This is a genomic window from Pseudomonas sp. TE3895 (assembly GCF_056278855.1).
In genome coordinates this window covers 3,847,075-3,873,182 of sequence record NZ_JBWBQE010000001.1, presented here as the reverse complement: position 1 = coordinate 3,873,182, position 26,108 = coordinate 3,847,075, and the positions used below count along the sequence as shown (strand labels likewise).

The 26,108-nt window shown below is 57.8% G+C and carries 21 protein-coding genes; 9 read left to right on the top strand and 12 right to left on the bottom strand.

What is annotated here, in order from left to right; all coding sequences use genetic code 11:
* Positions 1 to 19 precede the first annotated feature (19 nt).
* Positions 20 to 3,199: an efflux RND transporter permease subunit gene (locus ACZ889_RS17375; RefSeq protein WP_061203283.1), complete on the top strand. Its 3,180-nt coding sequence runs from the start codon at positions 20 to 22 to the stop codon at positions 3,197 to 3,199.
* Between the two features lie 6 nt (positions 3,200 to 3,205).
* Positions 3,206 to 4,669, top strand: coding sequence for an efflux transporter outer membrane subunit (locus ACZ889_RS17370; protein ID WP_180688078.1), 1,464 nt, complete (start codon positions 3,206 to 3,208; stop codon positions 4,667 to 4,669).
* 41 nt (positions 4,670 to 4,710) lie between these two features.
* Here ACZ889_RS17370 and ACZ889_RS17365 read toward each other — a convergent pair whose 3' ends face one another.
* The 3 genes from ACZ889_RS17365 to ACZ889_RS17355 form a co-directional block, all read right to left on the bottom strand.
* Positions 4,711 to 5,598, bottom strand: coding sequence for a LysR family transcriptional regulator (locus ACZ889_RS17365; RefSeq protein ID WP_180688079.1), 888 nt, complete (start codon positions 5,596 to 5,598; stop codon positions 4,711 to 4,713).
* Between the two features lie 205 nt (positions 5,599 to 5,803).
* Positions 5,804 to 6,382 (bottom strand): S-(hydroxymethyl)glutathione synthase, encoded by a 579-nt coding sequence (gfa, locus tag ACZ889_RS17360; RefSeq protein ID WP_014861939.1) that lies wholly within the window; start codon positions 6,380 to 6,382, stop codon positions 5,804 to 5,806.
* Between the two features lie 43 nt (positions 6,383 to 6,425).
* Positions 6,426 to 7,535, bottom strand: coding sequence for an S-(hydroxymethyl)glutathione dehydrogenase/class III alcohol dehydrogenase (locus tag ACZ889_RS17355; protein WP_014861938.1), 1,110 nt, complete (start codon positions 7,533 to 7,535; stop codon positions 6,426 to 6,428).
* Between the two features lie 404 nt (positions 7,536 to 7,939).
* Here ACZ889_RS17355 and frmR point away from each other — a divergent pair, with 404 nt between their 5' ends.
* The 4 genes from frmR (at position 7,940) to ACZ889_RS17335 (ending at position 11,887) form a co-directional block, all read left to right on the top strand.
* Complete coding sequence (frmR, locus tag ACZ889_RS17350) at positions 7,940 to 8,218, top strand: formaldehyde-responsive transcriptional repressor FrmR (protein WP_047602753.1); 279 nt, start codon at positions 7,940 to 7,942, stop codon at positions 8,216 to 8,218.
* Between the two features lie 134 nt (positions 8,219 to 8,352).
* The gene (locus ACZ889_RS17345) at positions 8,353 to 10,242 is read left to right on the top strand and encodes an oxidoreductase (RefSeq protein ID WP_476257618.1); all 1,890 of its coding nucleotides are present in this window, start codon (positions 8,353 to 8,355) and stop codon (positions 10,240 to 10,242) included.
* Positions 10,239 to 10,781, top strand: coding sequence for a VOC family protein (locus tag ACZ889_RS17340; protein ID WP_011154375.1), 543 nt, complete (start codon positions 10,239 to 10,241; stop codon positions 10,779 to 10,781). Before ACZ889_RS17345 ends, ACZ889_RS17340 begins: the two co-directional genes overlap by 4 nt.
* Positions 10,782 to 10,957: 176 nt before the next feature.
* A complete protein-coding gene (locus tag ACZ889_RS17335) occupies positions 10,958 to 11,887 on the top strand; it encodes a helix-turn-helix domain-containing protein (protein WP_061203278.1) in 930 nt (309 codons plus the stop codon).
* A 98-nt stretch (positions 11,888 to 11,985) separates the two neighbouring features.
* Here the strand turns inward: ACZ889_RS17335 and ACZ889_RS17330 are convergent, their stop codons facing one another.
* The 8 genes from ACZ889_RS17330 to ACZ889_RS17295 all read right to left on the bottom strand — a co-directional run bounded on the left by ACZ889_RS17330 (position 11,986) and on the right by ACZ889_RS17295 (position 22,744).
* Entirely contained in the window at positions 11,986 to 13,437 is a 1,452-nt protein-coding gene (locus tag ACZ889_RS17330) for an aldehyde dehydrogenase (protein WP_180688081.1), read from the bottom strand.
* 31 nt (positions 13,438 to 13,468) lie between these two features.
* A complete protein-coding gene (locus ACZ889_RS17325) occupies positions 13,469 to 14,614 on the bottom strand; it encodes an NAD(P)-dependent alcohol dehydrogenase (RefSeq protein WP_476257617.1) in 1,146 nt (381 codons plus the stop codon).
* A gap of 39 nt (positions 14,615 to 14,653) precedes the next feature.
* Positions 14,654 to 15,592 carry a catechol 1,2-dioxygenase gene (gene catA / locus ACZ889_RS17320; RefSeq protein ID WP_476257616.1) on the bottom strand — a complete coding sequence of 313 codons (939 nt, stop codon included), beginning with the start codon at positions 15,590 to 15,592 and terminating at the stop codon, positions 14,654 to 14,656.
* A 74-nt stretch (positions 15,593 to 15,666) separates the two neighbouring features.
* Positions 15,667 to 16,953 (bottom strand): salicylate 1-monooxygenase, encoded by a 1,287-nt coding sequence (salA, locus tag ACZ889_RS17315; protein WP_121783456.1) that lies wholly within the window; start codon positions 16,951 to 16,953, stop codon positions 15,667 to 15,669.
* A gap of 122 nt (positions 16,954 to 17,075) precedes the next feature.
* A complete protein-coding gene (locus tag ACZ889_RS17310; RefSeq protein ID WP_180688085.1) occupies positions 17,076 to 18,413 on the bottom strand; it encodes an MFS transporter in 1,338 nt (445 codons plus the stop codon).
* Positions 18,414 to 18,585: 172 nt separating this feature from the next.
* Positions 18,586 to 19,494: a formylglycine-generating enzyme family protein gene (locus ACZ889_RS17305; protein WP_476257615.1), complete on the bottom strand. Its 909-nt coding sequence runs from the start codon at positions 19,492 to 19,494 to the stop codon at positions 18,586 to 18,588.
* A complete protein-coding gene (locus ACZ889_RS17300) occupies positions 19,466 to 21,184 on the bottom strand; it encodes an arylsulfatase (protein ID WP_476257614.1) in 1,719 nt (572 codons plus the stop codon). The genes ACZ889_RS17305 and ACZ889_RS17300 overlap by 29 nt, the downstream gene beginning before the upstream one ends.
* A gap of 42 nt (positions 21,185 to 21,226) precedes the next feature.
* Positions 21,227 to 22,744 carry an alginate export family protein gene (locus tag ACZ889_RS17295; protein ID WP_257645086.1) on the bottom strand — a complete coding sequence of 506 codons (1,518 nt, stop codon included), beginning with the start codon at positions 22,742 to 22,744 and terminating at the stop codon, positions 21,227 to 21,229.
* Positions 22,745 to 22,931: 187 nt separating this feature from the next.
* On the opposite strand from ACZ889_RS17295, the gene ACZ889_RS17290 reads away from it, so the two are divergent.
* From ACZ889_RS17290 to ACZ889_RS17280, 3 genes are all read left to right on the top strand, one after another.
* The gene (locus ACZ889_RS17290; protein WP_180688088.1) at positions 22,932 to 23,804 is read left to right on the top strand and encodes a LysR family transcriptional regulator; all 873 of its coding nucleotides are present in this window, start codon (positions 22,932 to 22,934) and stop codon (positions 23,802 to 23,804) included.
* Positions 23,805 to 23,820: 16 nt separating this feature from the next.
* Positions 23,821 to 24,741, top strand: a complete 921-nt coding sequence (locus ACZ889_RS17285; RefSeq protein ID WP_476257613.1) for a LysR family transcriptional regulator — start codon at positions 23,821 to 23,823, stop codon at positions 24,739 to 24,741.
* A gap of 71 nt (positions 24,742 to 24,812) precedes the next feature.
* Positions 24,813 to 25,139: an ArsR/SmtB family transcription factor gene (locus ACZ889_RS17280; RefSeq protein ID WP_476257612.1), complete on the top strand. Its 327-nt coding sequence runs from the start codon at positions 24,813 to 24,815 to the stop codon at positions 25,137 to 25,139.
* 19 nt (positions 25,140 to 25,158) lie between these two features.
* Here the strand turns inward: ACZ889_RS17280 and ACZ889_RS17275 are convergent, their stop codons facing one another.
* Positions 25,159 to 26,052 (bottom strand): LysR family transcriptional regulator, encoded by an 894-nt coding sequence (locus ACZ889_RS17275; protein ID WP_119714264.1) that lies wholly within the window; start codon positions 26,050 to 26,052, stop codon positions 25,159 to 25,161.
* Positions 26,053 to 26,108: the final 56 nt, after the last annotated feature.

Genomic DNA, 26,108 nt, shown 5'->3' with positions numbered 1-26,108 from the left:
TGCCTAAGAAAACCTTGCGATGAAATTCTCTCGATTCTTCATTGATCGTCCCATCTTTGCCGCTGTCCTGTCAGTGGTGATCTTGCTGCTGGGTGTGATCTCGCTCTTCAAATTACCCATTGCCGAGTACCCTGAGGTGGTGCCTCCGCAGGTGCTGGTACACGCCGAGTTCCCCGGCGCCAACCCCAAGGTCATTGCTGAAACGGTGGCTGCGCCTATTGAGGAAAAAATCAATGGCGTGGAAAAGATGCTGTATATGCAGTCCCAGGCCAACAGTGATGGGCAGATGACTACCACGGTCACCTTTGAGTTGGGGATGGACCCCAACCTTGCCCAGCAGTTAGTACAGAATCGCGTCTCCCAGGCAATACCAAGACTACCGGAAGCCGTGCAGAAACTGGGGGTCACTACGATCAAGGCATCTAGCACGATGACCCTGGCCGTGACCCTCTTCTCACCCAACGATCAGTACGACGTCGACTACTTGCACAATTATGGCCTCATTCATATCCGTGACCGCCTGGCCCGGATCAAGGGTGTAGGCGACGTTCAGCTCAAAGGCGGCGGGGATTACTCCATGCGCGTTTGGCTGGACCCGCGAAAGCTGGCCGAGCGCAATCTGTCTGCAAGCGACGTAGTGAGTGCGATCCAAGCGCAGAACGCTCAAGTATCGGCAGGCATGGTGGGTGCCACGCCCAGTGCGCCAGGCGTGACGTTGCAGCTTGATCTCAACGTCAAGGGCCGCTTGCAGACGCCCCAGGAGTTTGAAGCCATTGTTTTGAAAACCAACGCCGATGGTGGGGTGACCTATCTTCGCGATGTGGCGCGGGTAACACTTGGCGCTTCGGATTACACCCAGAGCACGCACCTCAATACCAAGGTTTCGATGACGATCTGGGTATTCCAGCAGCCCGGTGCCAATGCGCTACAGATTGCCGACGATGTGCGCCGTGAAATGGCGGAAGTCGGCAAGGAAATGCCCAAAGGTGTCAGCTATGGCTTCAACTACGACCCTACACGGTTCGTCGCCGCCAGCATCGAAGCCGTTGTGCATACCTTGCTGGAAGCCATTGCGTTGGTCGTACTGGTCGTCATTCTGTTCCTTCAGAACTGGCGAGCGTCGTTGATACCTCTGCTGGCAGTACCGGTTGCCATCGTAGGCACGTTCTCCCTGATGCTGGCTTTTGGCTTCTCGATCAATGCGCTCTCACTCTTCGGAATGGTCTTGGCAATTGGCATTGTCGTGGACGATGCCATCGTCGTCGTGGAAAACGTCGAGCGCAACCTGGAGCATGGACTGAGCCCCAGAGAAGCCACCTACAAAGCCATGGATGAGGTCAGTGGCCCGATTATCGCGATTGGCCTGACCCTGGTTGCGGTATTCGTGCCGCTGGCATTCATGTCTGGCTTGACCGGGCAGTTCTATCAGCAGTTCGCGATGACCATTGCGATTTCGACCGTCATTTCGGCATTCAACTCTCTTACGCTGTCTCCGGCATTGTCCGCTTTGCTGCTTAGAAGCCCGCATGCGCCCAAGGACCGTTTGACGCGGATCATGGACCGGGCCTTGGGCACGTTCTTCAACGCATTCAACCGGCTCTTCAAGCGTGGCTCCAATGCTTACGGCGCTGGCGTACGCAGCACGCTCAAGCACAAGGGCGTAATGATGGGTTGCTACGTTTTGTTGTTGACGCTGGCCGTGCTCATGGGAGACGTCGTACCGGGTGGTTTTGTACCCGCACAGGACAAGCAGTACCTGATCGCAGTGGCGCAACTGCCTAGTGGCGCTACGCTTGAGCGCTCGGATGCAGTCTCTCAGGAGATGGGGCGTATTGCCCTGACGGAGCCGGGAGTAGGCTTCACCGTTGCCCATGCTGGGCTATCGATCAACGGCTTTACCTCATCGTCCAGTTCGGTGGTGATGTTCCTGCCGCTGACCGCCTTCGAAGACCGCTACGGTCATGGCGTGCATTTAAGCGACAGCGCAATTGCCAAGTCACTGAATGAGAAGTTTGCCCAGATCAAGGAAGCCAAGATATCGGTCTTCACCCCCCCGCCGGTATTAGGCCTGGGCACCCTCGGCGGCTTCAAGTTGCAACTCGAAGATCGCGGGGCGCTGGGCTACCAGGCGTTGCATGACGCGACGGAAGCGTTCATCGCAGAAGCAGCAAAGGCACCTGAGCTGGGCCCCCTGTTCAGCAGTTATGACATCAACATCCCGCAGTTGGACCTTGAGGTGGATCGCGTCAAGGCGCAGCAGTTGGGCGTGCCGGTCAACGAAGTGTTCGACACTCTGCAAATCTACCTGGGCTCGCTTTACGTAAATGACATCAACCTGTTTGGCCGCGTCTACCAGGTACGCGTGCAAGCAGACGCGCGTTTCCGAGCATTCGCCCACGATATCGGTCAGTTGAAAGCCCGCAGCACTACTGGCGAAATGGTTCCGCTCGACGCTTTGCTTCGAGTCAAGCAAACCTATGGACCTGAAATGGTCGTGCGCTACAACGGCTTCACTGCCGCAGACCTCAATGGTGGACCGGCACCGGGGTATTCCAACAACCAGGCTCAAGCGGCGATCGAACGCATCGCCAAGCAAACCTTACCTGCAGGTATCAAGTTCGAATGGACAGATCTCGCTTACCAACAGCAGTTGGCCGGTAACTCCGCACTGTTGGTATTCCCGATCTGCGTGCTGTTGGTTTTTCTGGTGCTTGCCGCTCAATACGAGAGCCTGGCCTTGCCGATGGCGGTGATCATGATCGTACCGATGAGCATCTTGTCTGCGCTGTTAGGCGTCTGGCTGACGCAAGGCGACAACAACATTTTCACCCAGATAGGTCTGGTCGTCCTGGTTGGGCTGTCAGCCAAAAACGCCATCCTTATCGTCGAATTCGCCCGCGAGCTCGAAATGCAGGGCCACAGCGTGGTGGATGCTGCGGTGCAAGCGAGCAGATTACGTCTACGGCCGATTCTGATGACATCGATGGCATTCATCATGGGCGTTGTGCCGATGGTGGTTGCTACCGGTCCAGGTTCAGAAATGCGCCATGCCATCGGCGTCAGCGTGTTCTTCGGCATGCTCGGCGTAACCGTGTTCGCCCTGTTGCTCACACCGCTGTTCTACGTCTTGCTGCGCAAACTGTCGGGCAATAAATCGCTGGTGACCGAGCATCACCGTCCCGCTCATATCGAGGTTTGATACACCATGAATCTTGCCGTTTCCATTCGGTGGCCTCAGCTGTCCATGGGTGCCCTTGCAGTTGCCATGGTGAGCGCCTGTCATTCACTGGCGCCCGAATACGTGGTGCCTGCCACGCCCACACAGGCACATTACAAAGAGTCGAACGTCGACGATCAAGCTGGGTGGAAAACCGCACAGCCCGCAGACCAGTACCCACGGGGTCAATGGTGGAAGGTTTTTGCGGATTCTACCTTGGATGACCTGCAAGCCCGAGCGATGGCGGCCAACCAGGGTTTGAAGCAGGCATTCGCCAGGCTTCAGGAAGCCCGGGCCTATCATCAAGGTACCGAAGCGCGGCGTTTGCCAAGCGTGAGTACAGGCATCGGACCGTCACGTGAGCTCACCTCGCAGTCCTCGAATGACGTTGCCCAGTCGGCTAACACCTACTGGCGCGCACAGTTGAACGTTGCCTACGAGGCAGACTTGTTTGGCCGCGTCAGTGACGCGATCAAAGCTTCCGCCGCCGATGAACAGCAAAGTGCGGCGCTCTATCATTCTGTTTTGCTAGCCCTGCAGGCCGATGTAGCAGCGAACTACTTTCAGCTTCGAACCCTGGATGCCCAGATAAGCATCTACCGCGATACCTTGAAGCTACGGGAAGACGCCTTGGCGTTTGCAACCAAGCGCAAGGACTCAGGGCAGGTCAGCGAAATGGACTGGATGCGTGCGCAAACCGAGCTCGCCTCCACGCGGGCCGGCGAATTGGCGCTGGTCAGAGCCCGCGCCGCACGAGAACACAACCTCGCGGTGCTCCTGGGGCAGGCGCCATCAGCCTTTGACTTCCCATTCATGCCCGTGCAGCCCTTAACGGTGGAAATACCCGTCGGCGTGCCATCAGCACTGCTGGAGCGGCGCCCAGACGTCGCGGCGGCAGAACGTGCCATGGCTGCTGCCAATGCACGGATCGGCGTCGCCAAGGCTGCGTATTTTCCTTCATTGACGCTGACCGGTACGGCAGGATACGAAAGCAACACCTTGGGAGAGTTGTTCCAAGGGTCCAGCAAAGCATTTCTGTTGGGGCCGTTGACCGGGACCGTGCTGAACCTGCCGCTGTTCGATGGAGGCAAGCGTGACGCAGACCTTGCCAACGCGCGGGCCGCTTACGACGAGCAAGCAGCCACTTATCAGCAAACCGTCCTCGACGCCTTGCGGGAGGTAGAGGATAACCTCGCCAACATCAGGTTGCTGCATCAACAAGTCCAAGCTCAGACCCAGGCAATCGAAGCGGCTCAAGGCACAAGCCGTATAGCCCAGGCTCAATATCAGGAAGGTGCAAGCGACTATTTGAATGTGATTGACGCAGATCGAACGACGTTGCAAACCAAGCAAGCGTTGGCGGCACTGCAGGGCGAGCAGACCATCGCCACCGTCAGGCTAATCACCGCGCTAGGCGGCGGTTGGGCTACCTCTGCGGCTATTGAGCCTTGACCATTGCGGGTGCTTGCCTGACCCCGTCAGACAAGCACCCGCTACACGCTGCCAAATTTTGATATCGCAAAATCCAGGAAGCTACGCAGCTTCGGGGGCATATGCTTGTCGGGAGCATACAGCGCGTGCAACGGCCGCGTAGGGGCACGGTAATCCGGTAGCAACTCGACCAGGCGCCCTGATTCGAGGTAGTCACTCACCAGTTCGACAGGCTGCAGCATCACGCCAAGCCCAGCCAAAGCGGCACATAGCAGCGGCTCTCCATGATCAGACACGAATCGGCTTTGCACGGGCACCTCTACCCTGCCCTCATCTCCTTCCAGAACCCAATGAGTACGCAGCTCTGTATGGGAAAAACCAAGACACTCATGATGGCGAAGATCATCGGGAGTGGACGGAGCGCCGTGTGCTTGCAGATAGTCCGGTGAGGCGCACATGACCAACTGGTAAGGCGCCAATACTCTCGCAATCAGCCCAGAGTCGGCCAACCGACCGACACGAAAAATCACGTCGTAGCCCTCGTCGATAAGGTCGACTGCACGGTTTGAAAGGTTGAGTTCAATATTGACTTGAGGATAAGCCTTCATGAACTCGGGCAAGACCGGTGCCAGCGCATGCATGCCAAAACTGACCGGCGCATTGATCTTGAGTCGCCCATTTGGCGAAGCAAGCGCGACCGCCGCCAGGTTTTCCGCCTCTTCTACATCATGAAGAATCAACTTGGCACGGGCATAGAACGACTGGCCAAAATCCGTCAGGCTGTGGGTCCTGGTGGTTCTGGTGAGCAACCGCACGCCGAGCCGCTCCTCCAGGGAGTTGACATGTTTACCCACCAATTGCGCAGACATGTGCAGCACCTTCCCCGCGGCGCTGAACGACCCTGTTTCAACTGCCTTTACGAAGGCCTGCATACTCGTGAAACGGTCCATACTGAAGACCTTACTGATAGTAACGAATGCGTTGGCGTGGTGACGCCGGTGATTATAGAGCGCTGCCCGCCGCTGCATAAGCCGCAGGGCACCCTTCTCACCGCGTAAAGCGGTGATGTTGACCAGGGTAGAAGCTGAGTACGAGGATAAAATGAAACCGCCCCAAGGACTGGGGCGGCGTTGTGGGGGTATCTGAAGCTGTAACTCAAGCCTCGCGATAGGTCCCATTCTGCTTTGCCACATGGGTCGAGATGGCATCCATCAGTTCGGGGGATAAACAGTCATAGGGCTCCAGGCCTATGCCTCGCAGTTGCTGGCGAATGCCTGCCATCTGCTGGGGAGGCGTCCCCGTCTCGATGACCGAGGAGACGAACGCCGCAAATGCCGGGGCCGACCAACCTGGTTCTTCAGAGAGCTCCGTATGCACAAAGTCCAGGCCATAAAAAGGATGGCCCTTGTTCTCGATTCGACCGTACATGTGAACACCGCACTCGGTGCAGGCATGACGGCGAATGGTCGCAGCCTCATCGACAATTTTCAGCTTCTGACCATTGCTCAGAACGGTTACCGCATCACGTGGCGCGACCGCTATGACGGCAAACTTTGCACCCGCCGGCTTCCAGCATTTGCTACAGCCACAGGCATGGTTATGCAGCGTGGGTGAGTCGACCCGCACCTCGACGGCGTCGGTAGCGCAGTGACACCGCAACACCCCGCCAGTGAAGCCTTGCAGGGCGGGCTGTATACCGTTATCCAGTGATGGATGAAGTTTTACGTTGCTCACAGCATGACCCTCTTGTCCGTATATTCAGGGCATTCGAGCCCTATCAGTATTTGATGACGGTGCGGATGGATTTGCCTTCGTGCATCAGGTCAAACGCTTCATTGATGCGGTCCAGTGGCATCGTGTGGGTGACGAAGGGTGCCAGCTCAATTTCTCCGTTCATCGCATCTTCGACCATCTTGGGCAATTGGCTGCGGCCCTTGACGCCACCGAATGCCGAGCCCTTCCAGGTTCGCCCGGTTACCAGCTGGAACGGACGCGTCGAGATTTCCTGGCCGGCACCGGCGACGCCAATCACAATCGACTGGCCCCAACCGCGGTGAGCGCATTCAAGGGCAGATCTCATGACGTTGACATTGCCGATACATTCGAAGGAATGATCAACACCCCACCCCGTCATATCGATGATGACCTGCTGAATGGGTTGCTCATGGTCTTTCGGATTGACGCAATCGGTGGCACCAAAGGAGCGCGCAAGGTCGAATTTGGAGGGGTTGGTATCGATGGCAATGATGCGACCGGCTTTCGCCTGACGAGCGCCCTGGATAACGGCCAGGCCGATTCCGCCAAGGCCAAAGACTGCAACGGTGTCCCCAGGCTGAACCTTCGCGGTGTTATGCACCGCACCAATGCCAGTGGTTACGCCGCATCCCAACAGGCAGACATGCTCGTGATTGGCTTCAGGGTTGATCTTGGCTACGGAGACTTCGGCCACCACCGTGTATTCACTGAAGGTTGAGCATCCCATGTAGTGGTACAGCGGCTGCCCCTGATAGGAAAAACGCGTGGTGCCATCGGGCATCACCCCCTTGCCTTGGGTGGCGCGCACAGCGACACACAGATTGGTCTTACCCGATTTGCAGAACAGGCACTCGCCGCACTCTGCCGTGTACAAAGGGATGACATGGTCGCCTGGCTTCAGGCTTGTGACCCCTTCACCCACTTCTACAACGACGCCTGCACCTTCGTGCCCGAGCACGACTGGAAAAAGCCCTTCAGGGTCATCACCGGACAGCGTGAAGGCATCGGTGTGACATACGCCGGTATCGGTGATCTTGATGAGCACCTCGCCTGCACGAGGTGGCGCCACATCAATTTCGACGATCTCAAGCGGTTTACCGGGTGCGAATGCTACTGCAGCGCGAGATTTCATAATGTCTCCCTATTAGGTTTGAGGTATTGGGCCAGACATCAGCGGGAGCCTGGTTACTAGGGGGGAGTATATACAGGTACCCCCAGGGAGTATATTTCCGAGTACCAGCGATACAGGGTTCGAAGCCGTGGCACCCACGCGCCTTTCATTCAGACGCTTTCCCGTCGATCCCAGCTAAATCATTGAATTTCACGAAAAATTCTGCAATTTCATGCACAACCCGATAAGCATAGATGAGGCCGAAAGCACCAGAATGCAGGAAACGTTTTTACAGTCGAACCGTTTTGTTTCGAGTCCCCCAAGGCGGCATTCTTGTCGCGTTGCCTTAACGCCGCATGCTCGAGCAGCGTTATACTCCTCCCCACTATCCGCCTGACGTGATGTTCATTTTTTGAGGAGCGCATATGCCCCATTCACCTACCGAAAAAAAACGCGTGCTCGCCAGAGTGCGAAGGGTCCGTGGACAACTGGATGCGCTGGAAACAGCGTTGACCGAGGGTGCCGATTGTGGACCCGTCCTACAGCAGATCGCGGCGATCCGTGGTGCGGTTAACGGTTTGATGGCCGGGGTGCTGGAAAGCCATCTACGTGAACAATTCATCAGTGGTAGCGAAGATGGCAGCGCAGCGCACGATGGGGCGATCGAAGAGGTTGTGACACTGGTACGCACCTACCTGAAATAACGCTTCAAGGCTCCTGAGGTCCATCTGCAGACCGGAATTTTCTTCAACACAGTGGAATGTTTTTTCAATACGTACGGAGCGTGTGCGCACCATCATCAAGCCTCATTACAACAATAACGAGGTGATAAGCCGTGGTGAATGCCGAGCAATCCCTATTGGCAACTGATGGACCTGCCGCCGCGCTGTTTCAGCCGGGGCGTATTGGACGGATGCACTTGCGAAACCGCGTCGTTCAAGCGCCAATTTTCACCCAGTTCGCAAGCACGTTCGGCGAAGTGGACGACAAACTGATCGAATACCACCGCGCCCGGGCTCGTGGCGGCGTCGGTTTGATAATCACCGAGAACACATCCATCGACTGGGACGTCGGGCGTACGGTAGGCCACCCGATACGCATCGATCATGATCGGTTCATCGGCGGGTTAAGCAACCTGGTCGATGCTGTCCACGGAGAGGGCGCAAAGATTGCCGTCCAGCTCCACCATACAGGCCGGCAAAACTCTCAGGGCAACACCGAACATAATGAACCGCCCATCGCGCCGACTGCGGGCATAACCAGTGCCTTTGGCTCACCTCCGCGGGCCATCGAAGCGCATGAAATACCTGGCCTCATTGACAAGTACGTGCAGGGAGCCCGGCGCGCGGTTGCGGCAGGCTTCGATGCCATCGAATTTCATGGCGCACATGGTTACCTGCTGGGCCAGTTCCTTTCACCCTTCACCAACAAACGGACCGATCAATGGGGAGGCTCCCTGGAGAATCGTGCGCGCTTCGCCTTGGAGGTGGTGCGGGCCGTGCGAACACAAGTGGGGCCTGACTTTCCCCTGCTCTATCGCCTGAGTGTCACCGAACCCTACGAGGGCGGTTTGTCCCTGGAGGATGGGCTTGCCTTCTGCCAGATGCTCGAGCCATATGTCGACGCCTTGGATGTCAGTGCTGGCAACTATGACACCGCAATGGTCCTGCTCCCGATGGGTGCACCCGGTTCATTGGTCAACTACGCCAAGGCTGTGAAGCAACGCGTGTCGTTGCCGGTAATCGGTGTCGGCCGCCTCACTTGGCTGCTGGAAGACATGGCAAAGGCCATCGACAATAATGAGCTCGATTTCGTGGCGCTCGGCCGTGCTGGCCTTGCAGACCCTGATACGGTCATCAAGACCAGGCGTGGTGAACCCGAAAGCGTGCGCCGCTGCATCGCCGTCAACGAGTGCATCTCACGCTGGATGTTCAACGGCAAGGGCACGCAGTGTGTGATCAACCCCACGCTCGGCGAGGAGCGTCGTGCTCAACTGGCCCGACGACCGGCAGCCGTCAAGCAGCGCGTACTCGTGGTCGGCGCTGGCCCAGCTGGCTGCGAGGCTGCAATATTGGCCGCACAACGCGGGCATCAGGTGGTCTTGCTCGAACGCCGCAACCGAGTGGGCGGGCAACTCCATGCCTGGGCCGCGGCAAGCCCCTTCAGGCAAGAAATCCTGAACATGATCACGTTCTATGAAACCGAGCTGGGCAAGGCCGGTGTCGAAGTTCGCCTCAATGCTGTTGCCGATGAGGTCGTCCCCGCTGAATGGGACCATGTATTACTGGCCACTGGCACTGCACCTGCAACGGGGCCGATGGACGTGGTCGACATGCTCGCTGACAACGCATTGCCTACCGCCCTTGAGCTGATCGTTTACGGTGAGACTGAGACGGCAATGTATGCAGCTATCTGGCTCGCCGAGAATCGGAAGAAGGTCACGCTGGTTTCACCCTCCGATAAAGTCGGGGTGGATTCCAACGACATGCAGCGAGATCACCTGGAGGCGGTGCTCAAGCAACTCGGTGTCTCGATCGCGCTCAATGGCAAGCCACCTGAAGCAGGTACTGTGGTAATGGCAACTGCGCGTCAACCGTCAACGGCCCATGCTGCTTTGGAACGTTACTTGAACGTTCAGGCCATTGGTACACGTTTACGGGGGGGCCGTATGTATGAGGCGACACAATCAGGCTTCTGGGCCGCAGCCAAACTGGGAGAACTGCAATGACAGTACGTGCAATCGAGCATGTGGGAATCACGGTACCCGACATGGAGCAGGCCACACGCTTTTTCTGCGACGCATTCGGTGCCCAGGTGATCTACGACATGCTGGACCAGCCTCTGGGCGGCCCGGAGGTCGAAGCAGGGCTCGGCGTGCCTTCTGGCTCTGTGATCAGGGCGATACGGATGCTGCGCCTTGGCAACGGCCCTAATCTTGAGCTGTTCACTTATGCAGGTGTTGAACAAGCACCGCCGGTGCGGCCAAGTGACTTCGGCATCCAGCACTTCTGTATTTACGTGGATGATATCGATGCAGCAGCTGAACGGCTGCAGCAGGCAGGCGGTAAATTACTCAGCCAGCCCGGTAACCTTCCAGGTGGAGACGCGGGTGAAGGTAATCGCTACGTGTATACCCGCACACCGTGGGGCAGCACGATCGAGCTGGTCACTTACCCGTCCCACCAGCACTACGAAGGCCGCACCGGCCTTCGCCGCTGGCGACCTGCACCCACGCTACCAGGCGATGAAAACATGCAGTCTTCATAGGCCACCCGATGCGCTCGAACTCTTCAGGTGATCTTGTGATGAGTTCGAGTCCCCCTACCTCGCCCCTGCTCTTGTGCCCTGAAACGTTTATGATAGATAGAATCTTTATTTCTCGAACTGCCTAGTTATCCAAGGCCGCCCCCACGCTCCACATTCATATAAGAAAAGGAGTTGTGATGAACCCTGTCCTGCTTACCCCCAAGCGCATGCTTGAAGTCATACCTGGCGAGGTGACGGTCGAAGGCACCGTTGACCTGGTACCCGATCATTGCATGTCACTGCGTGGCTATCGCTTTCTGGAAACCGAAGTGTTCATCCCCTCCATGCGCGATTACCAATTGGTGCGCTGGAAACAGGGAACCCCGCGCCTTGGATTCTGCGATGGGCACTGCTGGCAGGTAGCTCAGGCCGCCCCCGGGGACGTTACGCTGTTGGCCCGCGCAGAGCCTTCACGGTGGTTCTGGGCAAATGACATCGAAGTGAGTCATGTCTACATTTCCCAATCGGTCATGGCCAAAGTGGCCCAGGAACTGTTTCAGCGAGAGATAGACGGCATCTTCATCGATCATTGCCCGGTGGTGCGGGACACTGAACTGTCAGGATTGATCGAAGCCTATGAACGCGAGTGCCTGTCCGACCAGCCAGGGCACGCACTCTACACGCAAACCCTGGAAATCCAGATTTGCATTCACCTGCTCAGGCGCTATGGCGGCGCCGCCATAGAGCGCAGTGAGCAGGGAGCACGACTTCCTGCCCACACACGTCACCAGCTGCAAGACTACATCGACGCCAATCTATCCTCTGCGCTGACCATCAAGGACCTGGCAAAGGTGGCCGGCTTCAGTGCATCGCAGTTCATTCGGGTTTTCACCACGGAATTCGGAACACCGCCACATCGGTTCGTTCAGGCCAGAAGGCTGAAGAAGGCCGAACGGTTGCTCAGCCAATGGGCCGACATCCCGCTCAAGGCCGTCGCAATGGAGTGCGGATTTTCAGACCAAAGCCATATGACCAGGTTGTTCAAAGAGAAGCTTTCGATGACGCCTAAACAATACAGAGGACAGACTTCGCTATTAGGGCGAGTGGATGGCGAAAATCGCCACTAGCATGCCGGTGAAGTTTTGTACCGGCAAAAAAAAGAGCCGTCCATACCCGCACGATATGGACGACTCAAAAAACCAAAGCAACGGTGTCAGAGAAAAACTTAGAAGGGATAAGGCTGGCCGGATGGCTCCACTGTGACCCATTTCACTTCAGTGAACTCTTCGATCACTGCACTGCCATCGAAGCGGCCGTAACCGCTTTTCTTCATGCCGCCGTAAGGCGCCTGCGGCTCGTTTTGCACGGTCGCACCATTGATATGAACACAGCCAGCATCGAGTCGGCTGGCAAGGCCGAGGGCCTTGGTAACGTCACGACTGAAGATCGAAGAGGAAAGGCCGTAGGCTGTGTCATTGGCCACCGCCAAAGCCTGCTCCGCGCCTTTCACCCTGACGATGGTAGTCACCGGGCCAAAGGTTTCTTCATCGTAAATGGCCATCTCTCGGGTCACGCAGTCGACCAAAGTCGGGCCCATCAATGCAGTCTCTGCGAGCCCACCGGTGACAATTTTTGCCCCCTTGTTAACAGCATCGTCCAGCAGATGATTGATCCGCTGCACAGAACCTTGGCCGATCATGGGGCCGATCACACAACCCGGAGATTTCGCAGGCAACCCGGACTCGAGTGCGTTGACGCGCTCGGCAAAGCGAGCGACGAACGCATCGGCAACCGCCTCGTCCACCACGAAACGCTCGGTGGACATGCAAATCTGCCCTTGATACAAAAATGCACCGAACACTGCTGCGTTTACAGCGCCCTCGATATCAGCGTCGTCCAACACGATGAATGGCGCCTTGCCTCCCAATTCAAGCAGGCAGCGCTTCAGATGGCTCGCGCACGTTTGCGCGATCATGCGGCCAACCTTGGTTGAGCCGGTGAAATTGACGCGCCGTACAGTGTCATGGGCAACCAGGGCTTCGGTGACCGCCGCAGCATCTTCAGGAGCACTGATCAGGAAGTTCAGAACACCCGCCGGCAAACCCGCTTCGTAAAATGCTTCGGCCAACAACGCGTGAGTGCGCGGACTGCTTTCGGAGCCCTTGAAGATCACGGTGTTACCGCATGCCAGCGGATACGCGATTGCCCGCGCGCCCAGAATCACAGGGCCGTTCCAAGGCACGATGGACAGCACCGTACCGACCGGTTGGCGCAGGGTCATGGACAACGCGCCCGGCTTGTCGGTGGGTATGGTTTCACCCTTGATCTGCGTGGTCATCGCCGCGGCTTCACGCAGCAGGTTTGCCGATGCGCCGACATTGAACTGCGCCCACAGTTGCGAAGCGCCGATTTCTTCAGCCATCGCAGTGCAGAAGTCTGCCATCTTGGCCTCCAGCGCATCGGCGGCTGCCAACAGAATACGACGACGCTCGGTCGGCCCTGTACCAGACCAGGTCTGGAACGCGCGCTCTGACGACTGGGCTGCACGCAATGCGTCTTCAACACTGCAAGCGGCACCAACGCTAACGGTATGCGAACCGAGGGGATCAATGCGCTCGAACGTTTTACCGTCGGAAGCCGATTGCTTCTGATTATCAATCACCAGTTGTACGGTCATGATAGGTACCTCTAAGTTACAAAAATAGAAATCAGCCTGCCGTTATTACCGGCATGCGGAGAATCGGCTTGATGGTCACGCCGCGCTCGCTATCAGCCATGGCTTGGTTGACCTCGTCGAATTCGTAGAACTTGCAAAGCTTGTCGAACGGGAACCGACCTTGCAGGTAGAGATCCACGAGCTTGGGAATGAACGCGTTGGCCACCACGTCGCCCTGGACGATCCCCATGATGCGTTTGCCAGGGATCATCACATCGTTGATGTTGAACGCGACTTCCGTGCCAAATTTGGTCGCACCCACGATGCCGCAGGTACCCAGCGTGGCCAAGGCATCGATGGCCTGGCGCAGTACCTCCGCGCGCCCGGAGCACTCCAGGCTGTAATTGGCACCGCCTGCGGTAATTTGCTGAATCCGCTCGACGGGATTTTCATCGCGGCTGTTGATCACGTGGGTCGCGCCGAGCTCCAGCGCCAGCTCTAGCCGGCTTGGGGTGACATCTACCGCGATGATGGTGGTCGCACCGGCAACCCGCGCTGCCATGACTGCGGCCAGCCCTACAGCGCCGGCACCGAAGGCGACAAAGCTGGAGCCGGCCTCGACCTTCAGGGCGTTCAGTACCGAACCTGCACCGGTCTGGATACCGCACCCCAGCGGCCCCAGCAACTCTAACGGAGCTTCTTTAGCGACTTTGACCACATTGCGTTCGTTGGCGATGGCATAAGTCGAGAAAGATGACTGGCCAAAGAAATGATCGTGTATCGGCGCGTGCGACTCGCAACTGCAGCTTGACGCACTGCCATCCAAGCGACCGCCACCAAAGTTCAGCGGGTGCATGTGTGTGCAGTGCGCCGGGTGCCCTGTCTCGCACGGCAGGCACAGGCCGCATGACATGTAGGTCATCACCACATGATCACCCGGTTTGACGGTGGTTACCGCAGAACCCACCGCATCCACTACCCCTGCCCCCTCGTGGCCGAGAATGATCGGCATGGGCGTGGGGAACAATTGATCGCGTACAACCATGTCGGTGTGACAGACACCCGATGCCACAACACGCACACGTACTTCCGTGGGGCGTGGGGCTTCAAGCAACACATCTTCGACCTTCAGCGCAGCACCCGACTCACGCAGGACTGCTGCCTGTATACGCATCTTCTGCACATTATCGTGGGACATTTGCTTCTCCTCGAATCTCTCAATAGCCGGCGGCGCGCATCATGCGGATTGCAGGGCACGTGGTCGCTGGCTGCGCTCGGTCGCTTTCTGGCTCACGGCCGGGCGCAGGCAAAAATCGAAGGTCATTTCGGCGAAGCGCCCTTCCACCCCTCGCGCTTTCGAGCGGTCAGCGTCGTCGACGAACTGGATATCGCCAATCAGGCCGTCACGCGTTGCGTAGGCGAAGTCATCCCACAGGTACTTGTCGTTGGACAGATTGATCTGAGTCGTCAGGTGCTCGTGCCCGGACGCCGAGATGAAGAAATGCACGTGCGCCGGGCGCTGCCCGTGGCGGCCAAGCGCATTCAGGCATTCCTGAGTAGGGCCGGCTGGGTTGCAGCCGTACCCGGACGGTACGATGCTGCGCGCCCGATAGCGCCCTTGATCATCGGTAATGATCCGGCGGCGCAGGTTGTATTCGGACTGACTCTTGTCGAAGTAGGAGTAGTTCCCTTCTGTGTTGGCTTGCCAAAGATCGACGATTGCCCCTGCGATCGGCTTGCCCTGCAAGTCCACCACCTGCCCCTCCAGGAACATGACAGTCGCGCGGTCATCCTCGGTGCCATCATCCATGCGCGCGAATCCCTCGCACAGAGGGGCTCCCGCCACGTAGAGCGGGCCCTCAATGGTGCGCGGCGTACCGCCAGTGCGCCCCACGGCCTCATCTTTGGCGTCGGCCAGCAGATCGAGGAAGTGTTCGATGCCCAGGCCGGCGACGAGCAAGCCAGCTTCATTCTTGGCACCCAGGCGGTTCAGGTAGTCGACCGCGTTCCAGAATTCGTTTTCAGTGATTTCAAGATCTTCGATCAGTCGCGCGGCGTCCTGCAATACGCGCAGGATGATCTGCTTGCAGCGAGCGTCGCCTTTGTCTTGACCGAAGCCTGCGGCCTCGCGGAAAAAAGCTTGGATCTCAGGCAGGTTGGAAATAGTGATCGCCATGGTGATGCCACCTTCTTATATGTGTTCTGAGCGAGGCAAGGCGCCAGGCGCCCTGCTCAATCTATGAAGTCGAATCAGGCCGCTTGCGCGCGCAGGCCCAACAATTCGCGAGCCTGCAGCAGGTCTTCCTGCATATCGTGGTTCCACAACCAGTCGAAGCGTTCAGCCAGCACTTTGCCAAGCCGCTCCTCGTCCGCCAGTACGGCCGGATCACGGAATTCGTAGAGTTCGCCCGCTTCAAACGACGTGCGCTGAACACGGCAGGCACGTGGGCGGCGGACCGCGTCGTATGCGTCAAGCACAGCCTGTGGGCGCTTATCCAGCACTTTCGGGTCTTCCAGCAAACGGGCCAGCAGCCAGGCATCCTCCAGCCCTTGCCCGGCACCGGCACCCTGGTGCGGCAACATGGCATGTGCAGCATCGCCGATCAGGCCAACACGCCCGTGAACGTAACCCGGAAGCTCTGCAAGATCATGCAGCGCCCACAACGACGGAGTCGGAATGCATTCAAGGAGTACCTGAGCAGCATCGTCCCAGCCTTCGAACGCGGCCAGCATCTCGGCCTGCGTAGCATTGCGCACCCATGGGGTGTCGCTCGGCCATACCGGGTTGGGTTGACTACGATCGGAGATGAACGCAACGACGTTGATCAAGCGGCCCTGCTTAACGGGGAACGTCAGGATGTGGCCATCGAGCCCCAGATACATCTGAGGAACGTCGATCAGGTGCTCGTCGACGCCACGTGCGCGGTAGGCTTCGCGCAACTGCTGGCTGTCGATCAGCCCGCGGTAGGCACAGGTGCCGCTGAATCGTGGCGAAGCCAGGGGCTGGTTCAAGCCTTGCAGTACATGGTCGCGGATCGATGACTTGATGCCATCGGCACCGATCAGCAAATCGCAACGATGCTCGCTACCATCGGTGAAGGTGACTCGAACCTGTTCGCCATCCTGCTCGACGCGCTGTGCTCGTTTCCCGAACTGGGCAATACCGTCGGGCAACTGGCTAGCGAGGGCGTCGAGAAAGTCGGCACGGTGCACCGACGACTGCCCTACACCTTCGGCAACGCTGCAACCGAGGTATTTGGCATCACGCCCATTGCGCCATTCGAACCAGATGTCCTGCCAAGGGGCAGGGTTGCTGTCGGCGATCTTGCCGTAAGGTTCGGCGATACCGAGACCCGCGATAGCACGCACGGCGTTGGCGCCAAAGGACACGCCGGCGCCTACTTCACCGAAAGCGGGAGCGGCTTCGAACAGCTGCACATTCAGATGAGCATGACGGCACAAGTCCAGTGCCAGAGCCACGCCAGCGATACCACCACCGATAATCGAAACGTTCAGAGCAGAAGTAGAATTTTGCATAGCAAGGTACCCTTGGGGCTGATTGTTATTGGTGTTACCGGATCATTACCGTTGCACCGCCATTGATAAATACCGTCAAACCCATAAACAACATCACAGCCATGAATATTGGTCGTCAGCCCTCAGGACACAGTTTGTGGACTGATCTGTACGGGCGGGATTTCCTTGCGACGCTTCAGAAATACAAGTATCGCGGCGGCACCTATGACGCCGGGGATGGCAAAAAACAGGAAGCTGGCCTGTAGCGGCAAGCTGGAGCCATGCAATACACCGCCCAGTACCGGCCCGATAATTGCGCCAGTGCGCCCTATTCCCATTGCCCAGCCCAGCCCTGTGGACCGCACGTGGGGCGGGTAATACTGCACAGCGCAAGCATTGGCGAGGATCTGCGTGCCGATGGTGCAAGCGCCGGCAATAGCTATCAGCAGATAGAGCACAGCCAATGGCGCTTTGATTGCCAGCAGGCTCAATGACAACGCTCCGCAGGCGAAGAACAACAGCAACACCCTGGCGATGCCCACCCGGTCGCCGAGCCAGCCACCCGCGATGGCGCCTACAATGGCACCACCATTGAGCACCAGCAGAAACGCCAGACTGGAGTTGAGCCCATACCCTGCACTGCTCATGATCTTGGGTAACCATGAGCTCAGCGCATAAACCATCAACAGGCAACAGAAGAACGCAATCCACAGGGCCAAGGTGCTGATCAAGCGGCCATCGCGAAAAAGCTCACCGATCGAAGCCGTGGCCCCCCGCGAAACCGCATGGACCAGTTGATCATCAGCTTCTGGCAGATAGCTTGGCGTGGTTAGGGCCAATACGGTTTTGGCCTGCTCGATCTGGCCGCTGCGCAGCAGGAAGTCCATCGACTCTGGCAACTGGCGAAGCAGCAGCGGGAGCATCAGCAGCGGGATCAAGGCCACATAGAACACCGCTTGCCAGCCCCACTGGGGAATGAACAGCATCCCCAGCCCGGCAGATAACATCCCGCCCAGCGAATACCCGCTGAACATGATTGCAACCAGGGTGCTGCGTGATTTCTTCGGGGCGTACTCATTCATCAGGGCGACGACATTCGGCATCACGCCGCCGATTCCCAGGCCCGCGATGAAGCGGCACAGCGCAAAGATTTCAGGGCTGGACGCAAAACCGTTCAACGCGGTGACGCCGCTGAACAGCAGCACACAGATCATGATGGTCTTGCGACGGCCGATCCGGTCCGAGATCGACCCGAAGAACAAGGCGCCCAGCATCATCCCGACCAGTGCACAGCTTCCCAATGCGCCAGCCTGCAGCGAGCTGAGTCCCCATTCGGACATGAGTGACGGCAACACTACACCGTAGATAACCAGGTCGTAGCCGTCGAAGATGATGATCAGCGCGCACCAGACCAGAACTCGCGCATGAAAGGCATTGAAACGTGCCCCATCGATCAGGGCCGAAACGTCGATTGTTCGCATGGCATTGCTCATTCTTGTAATTGTTATGGTGGGTTGCACACCCTTTTTGCGCCCCTCAACCGTTGGCGTGCATGCCAACAGGCTGTGAAGCGCTTGGGGTCATCATGACCAAGCCGGCAGAGGTCTCACATGCCGCAAAACAAATACCGAGTATTTCCATCCTGAATATTGGTTACCGCTTCACGCAGCGGAAGCCGATATGGGAACTGGTTGTATCCGTCGCCTGGGGGGAGCGTGCCGGGGGTCGGTAGCGCTGACAGTAATTGGGGGCGCAGAGGTGCGAACCGCCCTTGAGCACTTTCATCTGCGCCGCGCTCCTTGCATTCGCGCAACAAGATTTGCGCGGGCTCGCATGCGATGGCTGAAACACGGTGGTGGTCCACTCCCACACGTTGCCAATCATGTCGTACAGCCCATACCCGTTCGCTGGGAACGCACCCACGGGTGAGGTACGGCTGTAGCCATCGGTTTGCAGGTTTTCGGCCGGGAAATTGCCCTGCCAGGTGTTGGCCATGTGCTTGCCCTCTGGCACCAGCTGGTGCCCCCAGACAAACTCGCCCTGCTGAGTGCCGCCCCAGGCGGCGTACTCCCATTCAGGCTCCCCAGGCAGGTCACAACCTGCCCATTGCGCATAGGCCAAAGCATCCTCCAGGCCCACATGCACGACAGGATGCTGAGCCATCCCCTGCAGATCCGACCCTGGCCCAAGCGGATGGCGCCAGTCGGCACCGGGCACCAGCGCCCACCATCGGCTCACATCATCCAGTGACACAGTCCCCGATGGCGGTGTGAATACCAGCGACGCGGGCCGCAGGTGCGCCTGGGCCACTCCAGGATAGTCCCGTGGATCAAGGGGGCGCTCGGCCTGCGTGACGTAGCCCGTTCGGGCGACGAACCTAGCGAACATTGCATTGGTGACAGGCGTACTCTGGATCCAGAAGCCTGCCACCTCCTCCCAATGCGCTGGTGCTTCCTCGGGGTAATGCCTGTCAGAGCCCATGAGGAAGCGACCAGGCTCGATCCACACCCAGTCAGCCTCTTGCTGCTCAGGTTCAAAGCGGCTGTTTGTCGGCAGTTTCATAGTGCTTTATCTCGTTCCCGAAACGGATTTTCTTGGCCAACTGCTCATCCCAGTTGATGCCGTTGCGGGCTTGGCATTCCTGCCACTGGCTCAGCATCTTTTGAGTGACCTGCGGATGTTGAACGGCCAGGTCGAGTCTTTCGGTCGGGTCCTTGCGGATATCGAACAACTCCCATTTACCAGGCCCCCAAGGCGTGTTGCTGAACGTCATCTTCCAGTCGCCTTGCAGTAGCGACACGCGACCGAACAACTCGGTGCACTGCAATTGGTCGGCCGGGTGGACAGCCGGGTGCGCGCCCTTGAGGAATGCCACCGCCGAGGTGCCTTGCATCTTCTCGATGGCACTGTCACGAACGGCGGGATGCTCCACCTTGGCCAGCTCCAGGAAGGTGGGTGCCAGGTCCTTCACGCTGACGTAAGCATCAGAGATTTCACCGTGGCGCATGCCCGGCCCGGCAATGAACGCGGCAGTGCGAATGCCGCCTTCGTATGTGAAGGCTTTATACATCCTGAAGGGTGTGGAGCTCACGCGAGCCCAGTTGGGCCCATAACCGGCGAACGACCCTGGCTTGCCAATGTTCTCAAGCGAGTTGTCAAAGTTATCGGCGATCCACTTGGCGTTATTGGGTGTGACATCCTCAGGGTTGCTGCCCTCCGCGCCGTTGTCCGAGAAAAACACGAACACGGTATTGTCATATTGCCCCGTTGCCTTCAGATGCTTGACCAACTTACCCACATTGTCGTCAAGGTTAGTGATCATGGCCGCGTAGATTTCCATCCTGCGCGCCTCGAGCGCTCGCTCCCGAGGCGACAATTGCTCCCAGGTTGGCCATACACCAGGGCCTGGATTGATTTGTACATCCGCGGCCACCAGCCCCATTGCTTTCATCCGCTTGAGGCGCGCCTCGGCAACATTTACATAGCCTTTATCGTAGAACCCGCGATAGCGCTCCAGATAGGCTGTGGGTACCTGCAACGGCCAGTGAGGCGCGGTATACGCCAGATAGGCGAAGAAAGGTTTGCCGGTGGAGGCGCCAATCTGCTCGATTGCCGTACGGGTGAAATAGTCTGACGAGAAACCGAAGTCTTTCGGAAGGTCGATGTTTTCGCCATTGAGGCGATAGGTTGCCTTGGGGTTGCGGTCAGTGGTGCCACCTTGCGTGAAGTGATCAGCGGATCCTTCGATCAAGGCAAATGATTGGTCGAAGCCACGGGCCTTGGGGCTGAGCTCCGGCGTTTTGCCCAAATGCCACTTGCCAACCATCAGGGTGCGGTAGCCATTGGCCTGAAGCAGCTTGGGGAAGGCGACCACCCGATCAGTCATATACCCTTCGTAACCACGCTTGCCGACCTGTTCAGGTAACACCAGCTCAGCCATGGTTCCAACCCCGGCGATATGATTGTCAGTGCCACTCATGAGCATGGATCGGGTGGGCGAACACGTGGGCGCGGTATGGTAATTGCTCAACGTCACCCCTTGGCGTGCAATGGCGTCGAGGTTGGGCGTCTGGATCTCACTGCCGAAAGCACTCAAATCCGAGTAGCCCATATCGTCCGCGACGATTAGCACGATGTTGGGGCGGCTGGTCTTGTCTATCGAAGCGGCGTGAGCACTAGGTTGCGACAGCCAGCTCAAGCCAGCAGCCAAGGCAGCAGCACAGATCAGATTCGGTTTACGCATATCAAACATCGCGAACTCCATTGTTATTGTTTGACGACGCCAGTTGGCGGATCAGAAAACGAATTGGGTGTAGACGCCGAAGTAATCGCTGTCCTTGCCGCCGATATCCTCTAGGGCCTCCCCCGCCTGCACATGCGTGTACATCGCGTGAACCGTGGTGAAACGGTTGATACGCCAGTCGAGCATGATGTTGGTATTGGTCGCGACGTGCCGCGCGTTGCCTTGATTAGCCGCGTATGGCGCACTGGTGGGGAGGTAGTAGATGCCATCATCCGTACTTTGACGCATGAGGTAGTCGACGTTCATTTCAAGCTTAAGGTCCTGGGAAAACTTGACCGATGCCACCGGCGCGATGTTGATCATGTTGGTCGCGGTGAACCAGTTGGCATCTGTATAAACCAGGCCTGATGCCAATGCGGGGGCCACGAAGTCGCCGAGGGTGTTGTCGTTCGGGTCATCATCGCCACTGAATGCGTTGGCTCGAAACCCCAGGCGGGGCGTCAGTGCAACATCACTGAAGGTATACCCGCCCTGCGTCATCAGCCCCCAGGCGCGGATGCTTTGACCGCCGCTGGTCCCACCCTGGGCCACAGCCTCAATGTCGTAATCCCAGGAGGATGACTGGCGGTACAGGCGAACCCCGTAGCTGTTGCGCCGCTCATTGCCGGAAATACTGGTGTACACCGCGTTATCTCGGCCGTAGGTGTATGCGAACACATCGACATTGCTGTCCAGCGGATGCCATACCCCAGTGCCATAAATTCCCGAGAAATCCTGCGCCTTGTCGCGCTGGTCATCGAATTTCAAAGGGTCGATCTGGGTCGGGCTGACCGAGAATAGCTCCCATCGGGTCTTGGCCGGCGTTAGCCAGGACAGTTTGATACCGTCGTAGGTGTAGCGCACGTTGGCGCCTTCGCGCAGCCCGGCAAGGCGTACGCTGCCCATCGGCATGACGAACCGACCGCCACGCAGCGAAGCTATGCCATAGGCGTCATCACCCGCGGTGTACTCGACGAACATCTGCTGGATATCGGTCTTGTCTCGGTTAAAACGGCTTACACGCTCGGAAAAGAATTCGCGGTTGTCGCCCAACTCGGTGAACACACGCAAGCCATTGCTCAGATTCAGATCTGCACTGAGCCTGAGGCGCTGTTGCAGCATGCTGTTCGGGTTCGAACGGCCACCAACCCCGAGCAGCGCGTGCTGATAGTCCTGGTACTGGTAGCGAATTTCACCACCAATGGAGAGGTAGTCACGGGCATCGCCGGACAGGGGGATGTATCGGATTGAACCGAGAAAATCCTTGCTGCGGATAGCCTCGTCCGCCAGGTATATCGGATTGTCCGCCCATGCAATTGTTGCAGCAGGCGGTAATTTGAGCTCGTTTGTACCCTGCGCGAGCGCCAGGGATGCTGAGCTGAGCAAGCATGAATACAGCAAGGGCTTGGATACGCTTTTCATGTGCAGCCTTTTTATTTTTGTTTTTTGATTAAGGAGCTGAATCCTTTCTACGCCGACATCTGCGTAATCCTTCGCATCGGCCAAGGGTGAGGCAGGGTATCCAGCCATGAGGGCTGTACCGCCATTCACTTGCCCTGCTTTATGCCTGCGGCGCACGTCGCGGAAACGCTCGAGGTAAGGTTCGCCATAAAGGGATCAATACTCATCGAATCTTGTTTCGTGTACCGTAGGATCGACCCGTTGTATTCATTGAGTCCAATATCCTTTCCATCTCGAACCATGCTCAGGAGGTATTGTGGAGCTCAGGCATATTCGCTATTTTCAGGCCGTTGCGCAGACACTGAATTTCACGCGTGCTGCAGAGCGCCTGAACATCGCCCAGCCACCCCTGAGTCGGCAGATTCAACAGTTGGAAGAGCATTTGGGCGCAACATTGCTGGAACGCAGTCGACCGCTGCAGTTGACCGAAGCCGGCCGCTTTTTTTACGAGCAGAGCGACACCTTGCTCAAACAGCTTAAGCAGCTATGCGAAAACACCCGACGCATAGCCCAAGGTCAACGCCAATGGCTTGGCATAGGCTTCGCGCCGTCAACACTCTATGCCGTGCTGCCGGAACTGATCAGGGAACTTCGGCGCGATGCAGACCTGGAGTTGGGGCTGCAAGAGATGACCACGTTGCAGCAGATCGAGGCGCTCAAGAGCGGGCGCATCGATATTGGCTTTGGCCGAATTCATTTCGACGACCCGGCTATCCATCAGCAAGTTTTGCGTGAGGACCCATTGGTCGCTGTGCTGCCCGTTGGGCATCACTTGATAGGCCAACCGATAACGCTGGAACGTTTGTCAAAGGAACGCTTTGTACTTTACCCGGCCAACCCTCGGCCCAGTTACGCCGACCATGTCCTGGCGCTGTTCGCCAACCATGGCATGGGCATACAGGTATCCCAATGGGCCAACGAGTTGCAGACCGCCTTGGGTCTTGTCGCGGCAGGGCTTGGCATTACCCTCGTTCCCGCCTCGGTCCAGCAGCAGCATCGCGCCGACTTGACCTATGCATGGCTGGAAGAAAGCGAGGCCGTCTCCCCGATCATTCTCAGTCGTCGAGCCAATGACATCAGCCCGATTACTCAGCGTTGCCTGGCAATCATCTCGACCATCAATCGATAAGTTCTGAAGAGGCATCATGGAATTACGCGACCTGGACCTGAACCTGCTACTGGTGTTCAACCAGCTGCTGATCGACCGCAAGGTGTCCACCGCAGCAGAAAACCTTGACCTGACCCAGCCCGCGATGAGCAATGCACTCAAACGGCTGCGCACGGCGCTGCAAGATGAGTTGTTCGTTCGCACCTATCAGGGTATGGAGCCCACGCCCTATGCGCTGCAGTTGGCTGAACCGGTCACACTCGCCATTCAGACGCTGCGAGATGCACTGGGTCGACAGGATATTTTCGACCCTCTCACGTGCAATCGGCGCTTCACCATGGCCATGACCGACATCGGCGAAATCTACTTCATGCCTAAACTGATGGACGCTTTGGCGGAGCTCGCACCAGGCTGCACTATCAGCACACTGCGCAATACCGCAGATACCTTGTCCGAAGGTTTGCAAAACGGCACCATCGACTTGGCCGTCGGCCTGCTGCCTCATTTGCAAGCAGGTTTCTTCCAGCGTCGCCTGTTCCATCATCGCTACGTGTGCCTGTGCCGTGCAGGTCACCCGGCCACACAAGAACCATTGACCGTGGAGCGCTTCACCCGCTATGACCACGTCAAGGTCGTTGCCGCCAATACTGGCCATGGAGAAGTCGACGCTTTTTATGCCAGAGCAGGCGTTGTCCGCAATGTTCGCCTGGAAGTGCCACACTTCGTCGCAGTAGGTCACATTCTGCAGCGAACCGACCTGCTTGCGACCGTGCCCGAGCGTTTCGCAACAAGCTGTGAAGGCCCTTTCAATCTGTGTATATTGCCGCCCCCGGTTGAACTGCCAAACATCGAAATCAACCTCTTCTGGCATGCCCGTTTCAACAAGGACCCCGCCAATCGCTGGTTGCGACAGTTGATGTTCGACCTGTTCTCGGATCAGGAAACACCCACCCGGTAGCCATGGCTGGCGTGACGCTTCACAAGCGTCCTGAACACCCTTGCCTCATTCCCTTGCACAGGAGCTATGCCTTGACCGACCCGCGCACCCCGGTAGCAGCTGAAGACCTTGATGCGTTGATCAAAGTGTTGGCACATCCGATCCGTCGCCAGATACTCACGTGGCTGAAACAGCCTGCGATGCACTTTCCTGATCAGTCCTATGGCCACGCATTCGGCGTCTGCGCGCAACAGATCTTTCAGCGCTGCGATCTCGCCCAATCAACCATGTCGACGCATTTGGCGCAGTTGCAGGGCGTGGGTCTGCTATTGGTTAATCAGCAAGGAAGAAGCAAATTCTTCAGCCGTAACGAAGCGCTGATCCAAAGCATGTTGAAGGCCCTGCAAGACACGCTGTAAACGCACTGCCTGCCTTGACTTAGCCGCGGTCCGCCGGAAGGCGTGCGACCATGAAGTCGACAAAGGCCTTGATCTTGGGTAACGGCTGACGGCTCGACGGCCACAAAATGGTGAAACTGCGCCGGTCTGATACATACGCTTCCAGCAAAGATATCAAGCGCCCCCTAGCAAGCGCGTCAACCAAAATGAAGTCGGGGAGGCAAGCGATCCCCTGCCCGGCTTCAGCCATTGCCATCAACGGGTCGATGGCATTGGCAACGGCACTTTGAGGGAGGTCCAGATGCACAGGCTTGCCGTCTTCAGTCAACGGCCAGGCATCCAGCTTGCCGCTTGAGGGATAGCGGTAGTGTAAACACGCGTGGCTTGCCAGGTCATAGGGGTGCTTCGGCGTTCCACGTTGCTCCAGATATTCTGGGGTGGCGACAATGCGATGGCTGAACCCTTGCAGCCTGCGCATCATCAACCTGGAATCTTCCACTTCACCGATGCGCATGACCGCATCAAACCCCTCCTCGATCACATTCACCAGACGATCGCTAAAATCCATTTCCAGTTCCACGGCCGGGTAGGTCTGTTGAAATGCAATCAAATGGGGCATCAGGCGCATACCCAACTGCGGCAAGCTGAGCCGCAACTTTCCTTGCGGTTTGGCCGCCGCTTGATGCAGCTCACGCTCAGCTACTTCCAGCTCGGCAAAGATTCGGTGGCAGCGCTCCAGAAACAGCGCGCCTTCAGGCGTGAGGGTGATGGCTCGGGTAGAGCGATGAAACAGCCGAACGCCCAGCCGCTCTTCCAAACGGGCCACGGCTTTGCCAATAGCGGATGAGGACACCTCCAGACGCCTCCCCGCCTCTGTGAAACTGCGGGCTTCTGCAGCATGGACAAACGCCCCCAAGGCACCCAACTGGTCCATCATTGCAGGCATGATTAGATCCAAATATTCCGGAATGATCGGAATTGTAGCTTATT

Bases quoted from the DNA above. Each gene is read 5' to 3' on its own strand.
- ACZ889_RS17375 (WP_061203283.1), top strand. From the start codon at position 20: ATGAAATTCTCTCGATTCTTCATTGATCGTCCCATCTTTGCCGCTGTC.
- ACZ889_RS17370 (WP_180688078.1), top strand. From the start codon at position 3,206: ATGAATCTTGCCGTTTCCATTCGGTGGCCTCAGCTGTCCATGGGTGCC.
- ACZ889_RS17365 (WP_180688079.1), bottom strand. From the start codon at position 5,598: ATGGACCGTTTCACGAGTATGCAGGCCTTCGTAAAGGCAGTTGAAACA.
- ACZ889_RS17355 (WP_014861938.1), bottom strand. From the start codon at position 7,535: ATGAAATCTCGCGCTGCAGTAGCATTCGCACCCGGTAAACCGCTTGAG.
- frmR (WP_047602753.1), top strand. From the start codon at position 7,940: ATGCCCCATTCACCTACCGAAAAAAAACGCGTGCTCGCCAGAGTGCGA.
- ACZ889_RS17340 (WP_011154375.1), top strand. From the start codon at position 10,239: ATGACAGTACGTGCAATCGAGCATGTGGGAATCACGGTACCCGACATG.
- ACZ889_RS17335 (WP_061203278.1), top strand. From the start codon at position 10,958: ATGAACCCTGTCCTGCTTACCCCCAAGCGCATGCTTGAAGTCATACCT.
- ACZ889_RS17330 (WP_180688081.1), bottom strand. From the start codon at position 13,437: ATGACCGTACAACTGGTGATTGATAATCAGAAGCAATCGGCTTCCGAC.
- ACZ889_RS17325 (WP_476257617.1), bottom strand. From the start codon at position 14,614: ATGTCCCACGATAATGTGCAGAAGATGCGTATACAGGCAGCAGTCCTG.
- catA (WP_476257616.1), bottom strand. From the start codon at position 15,592: ATGGCGATCACTATTTCCAACCTGCCTGAGATCCAAGCTTTTTTCCGC.
- salA (WP_121783456.1), bottom strand. From the start codon at position 16,953: ATGCAAAATTCTACTTCTGCTCTGAACGTTTCGATTATCGGTGGTGGT.
- ACZ889_RS17310 (WP_180688085.1), bottom strand. From the start codon at position 18,413: ATGCGAACAATCGACGTTTCGGCCCTGATCGATGGGGCACGTTTCAAT.
- ACZ889_RS17305 (WP_476257615.1), bottom strand. From the start codon at position 19,494: ATGAAACTGCCGACAAACAGCCGCTTTGAACCTGAGCAGCAAGAGGCT.
- ACZ889_RS17300 (WP_476257614.1), bottom strand. From the start codon at position 21,184: ATGTTTGATATGCGTAAACCGAATCTGATCTGTGCTGCTGCCTTGGCT.
- ACZ889_RS17295 (WP_257645086.1), bottom strand. From the start codon at position 22,744: ATGGCTGGATACCCTGCCTCACCCTTGGCCGATGCGAAGGATTACGCA.
- ACZ889_RS17285 (WP_476257613.1), top strand. From the start codon at position 23,821: ATGGAATTACGCGACCTGGACCTGAACCTGCTACTGGTGTTCAACCAG.
- ACZ889_RS17275 (WP_119714264.1), bottom strand. From the start codon at position 26,052: ATGGACCAGTTGGGTGCCTTGGGGGCGTTTGTCCATGCTGCAGAAGCC.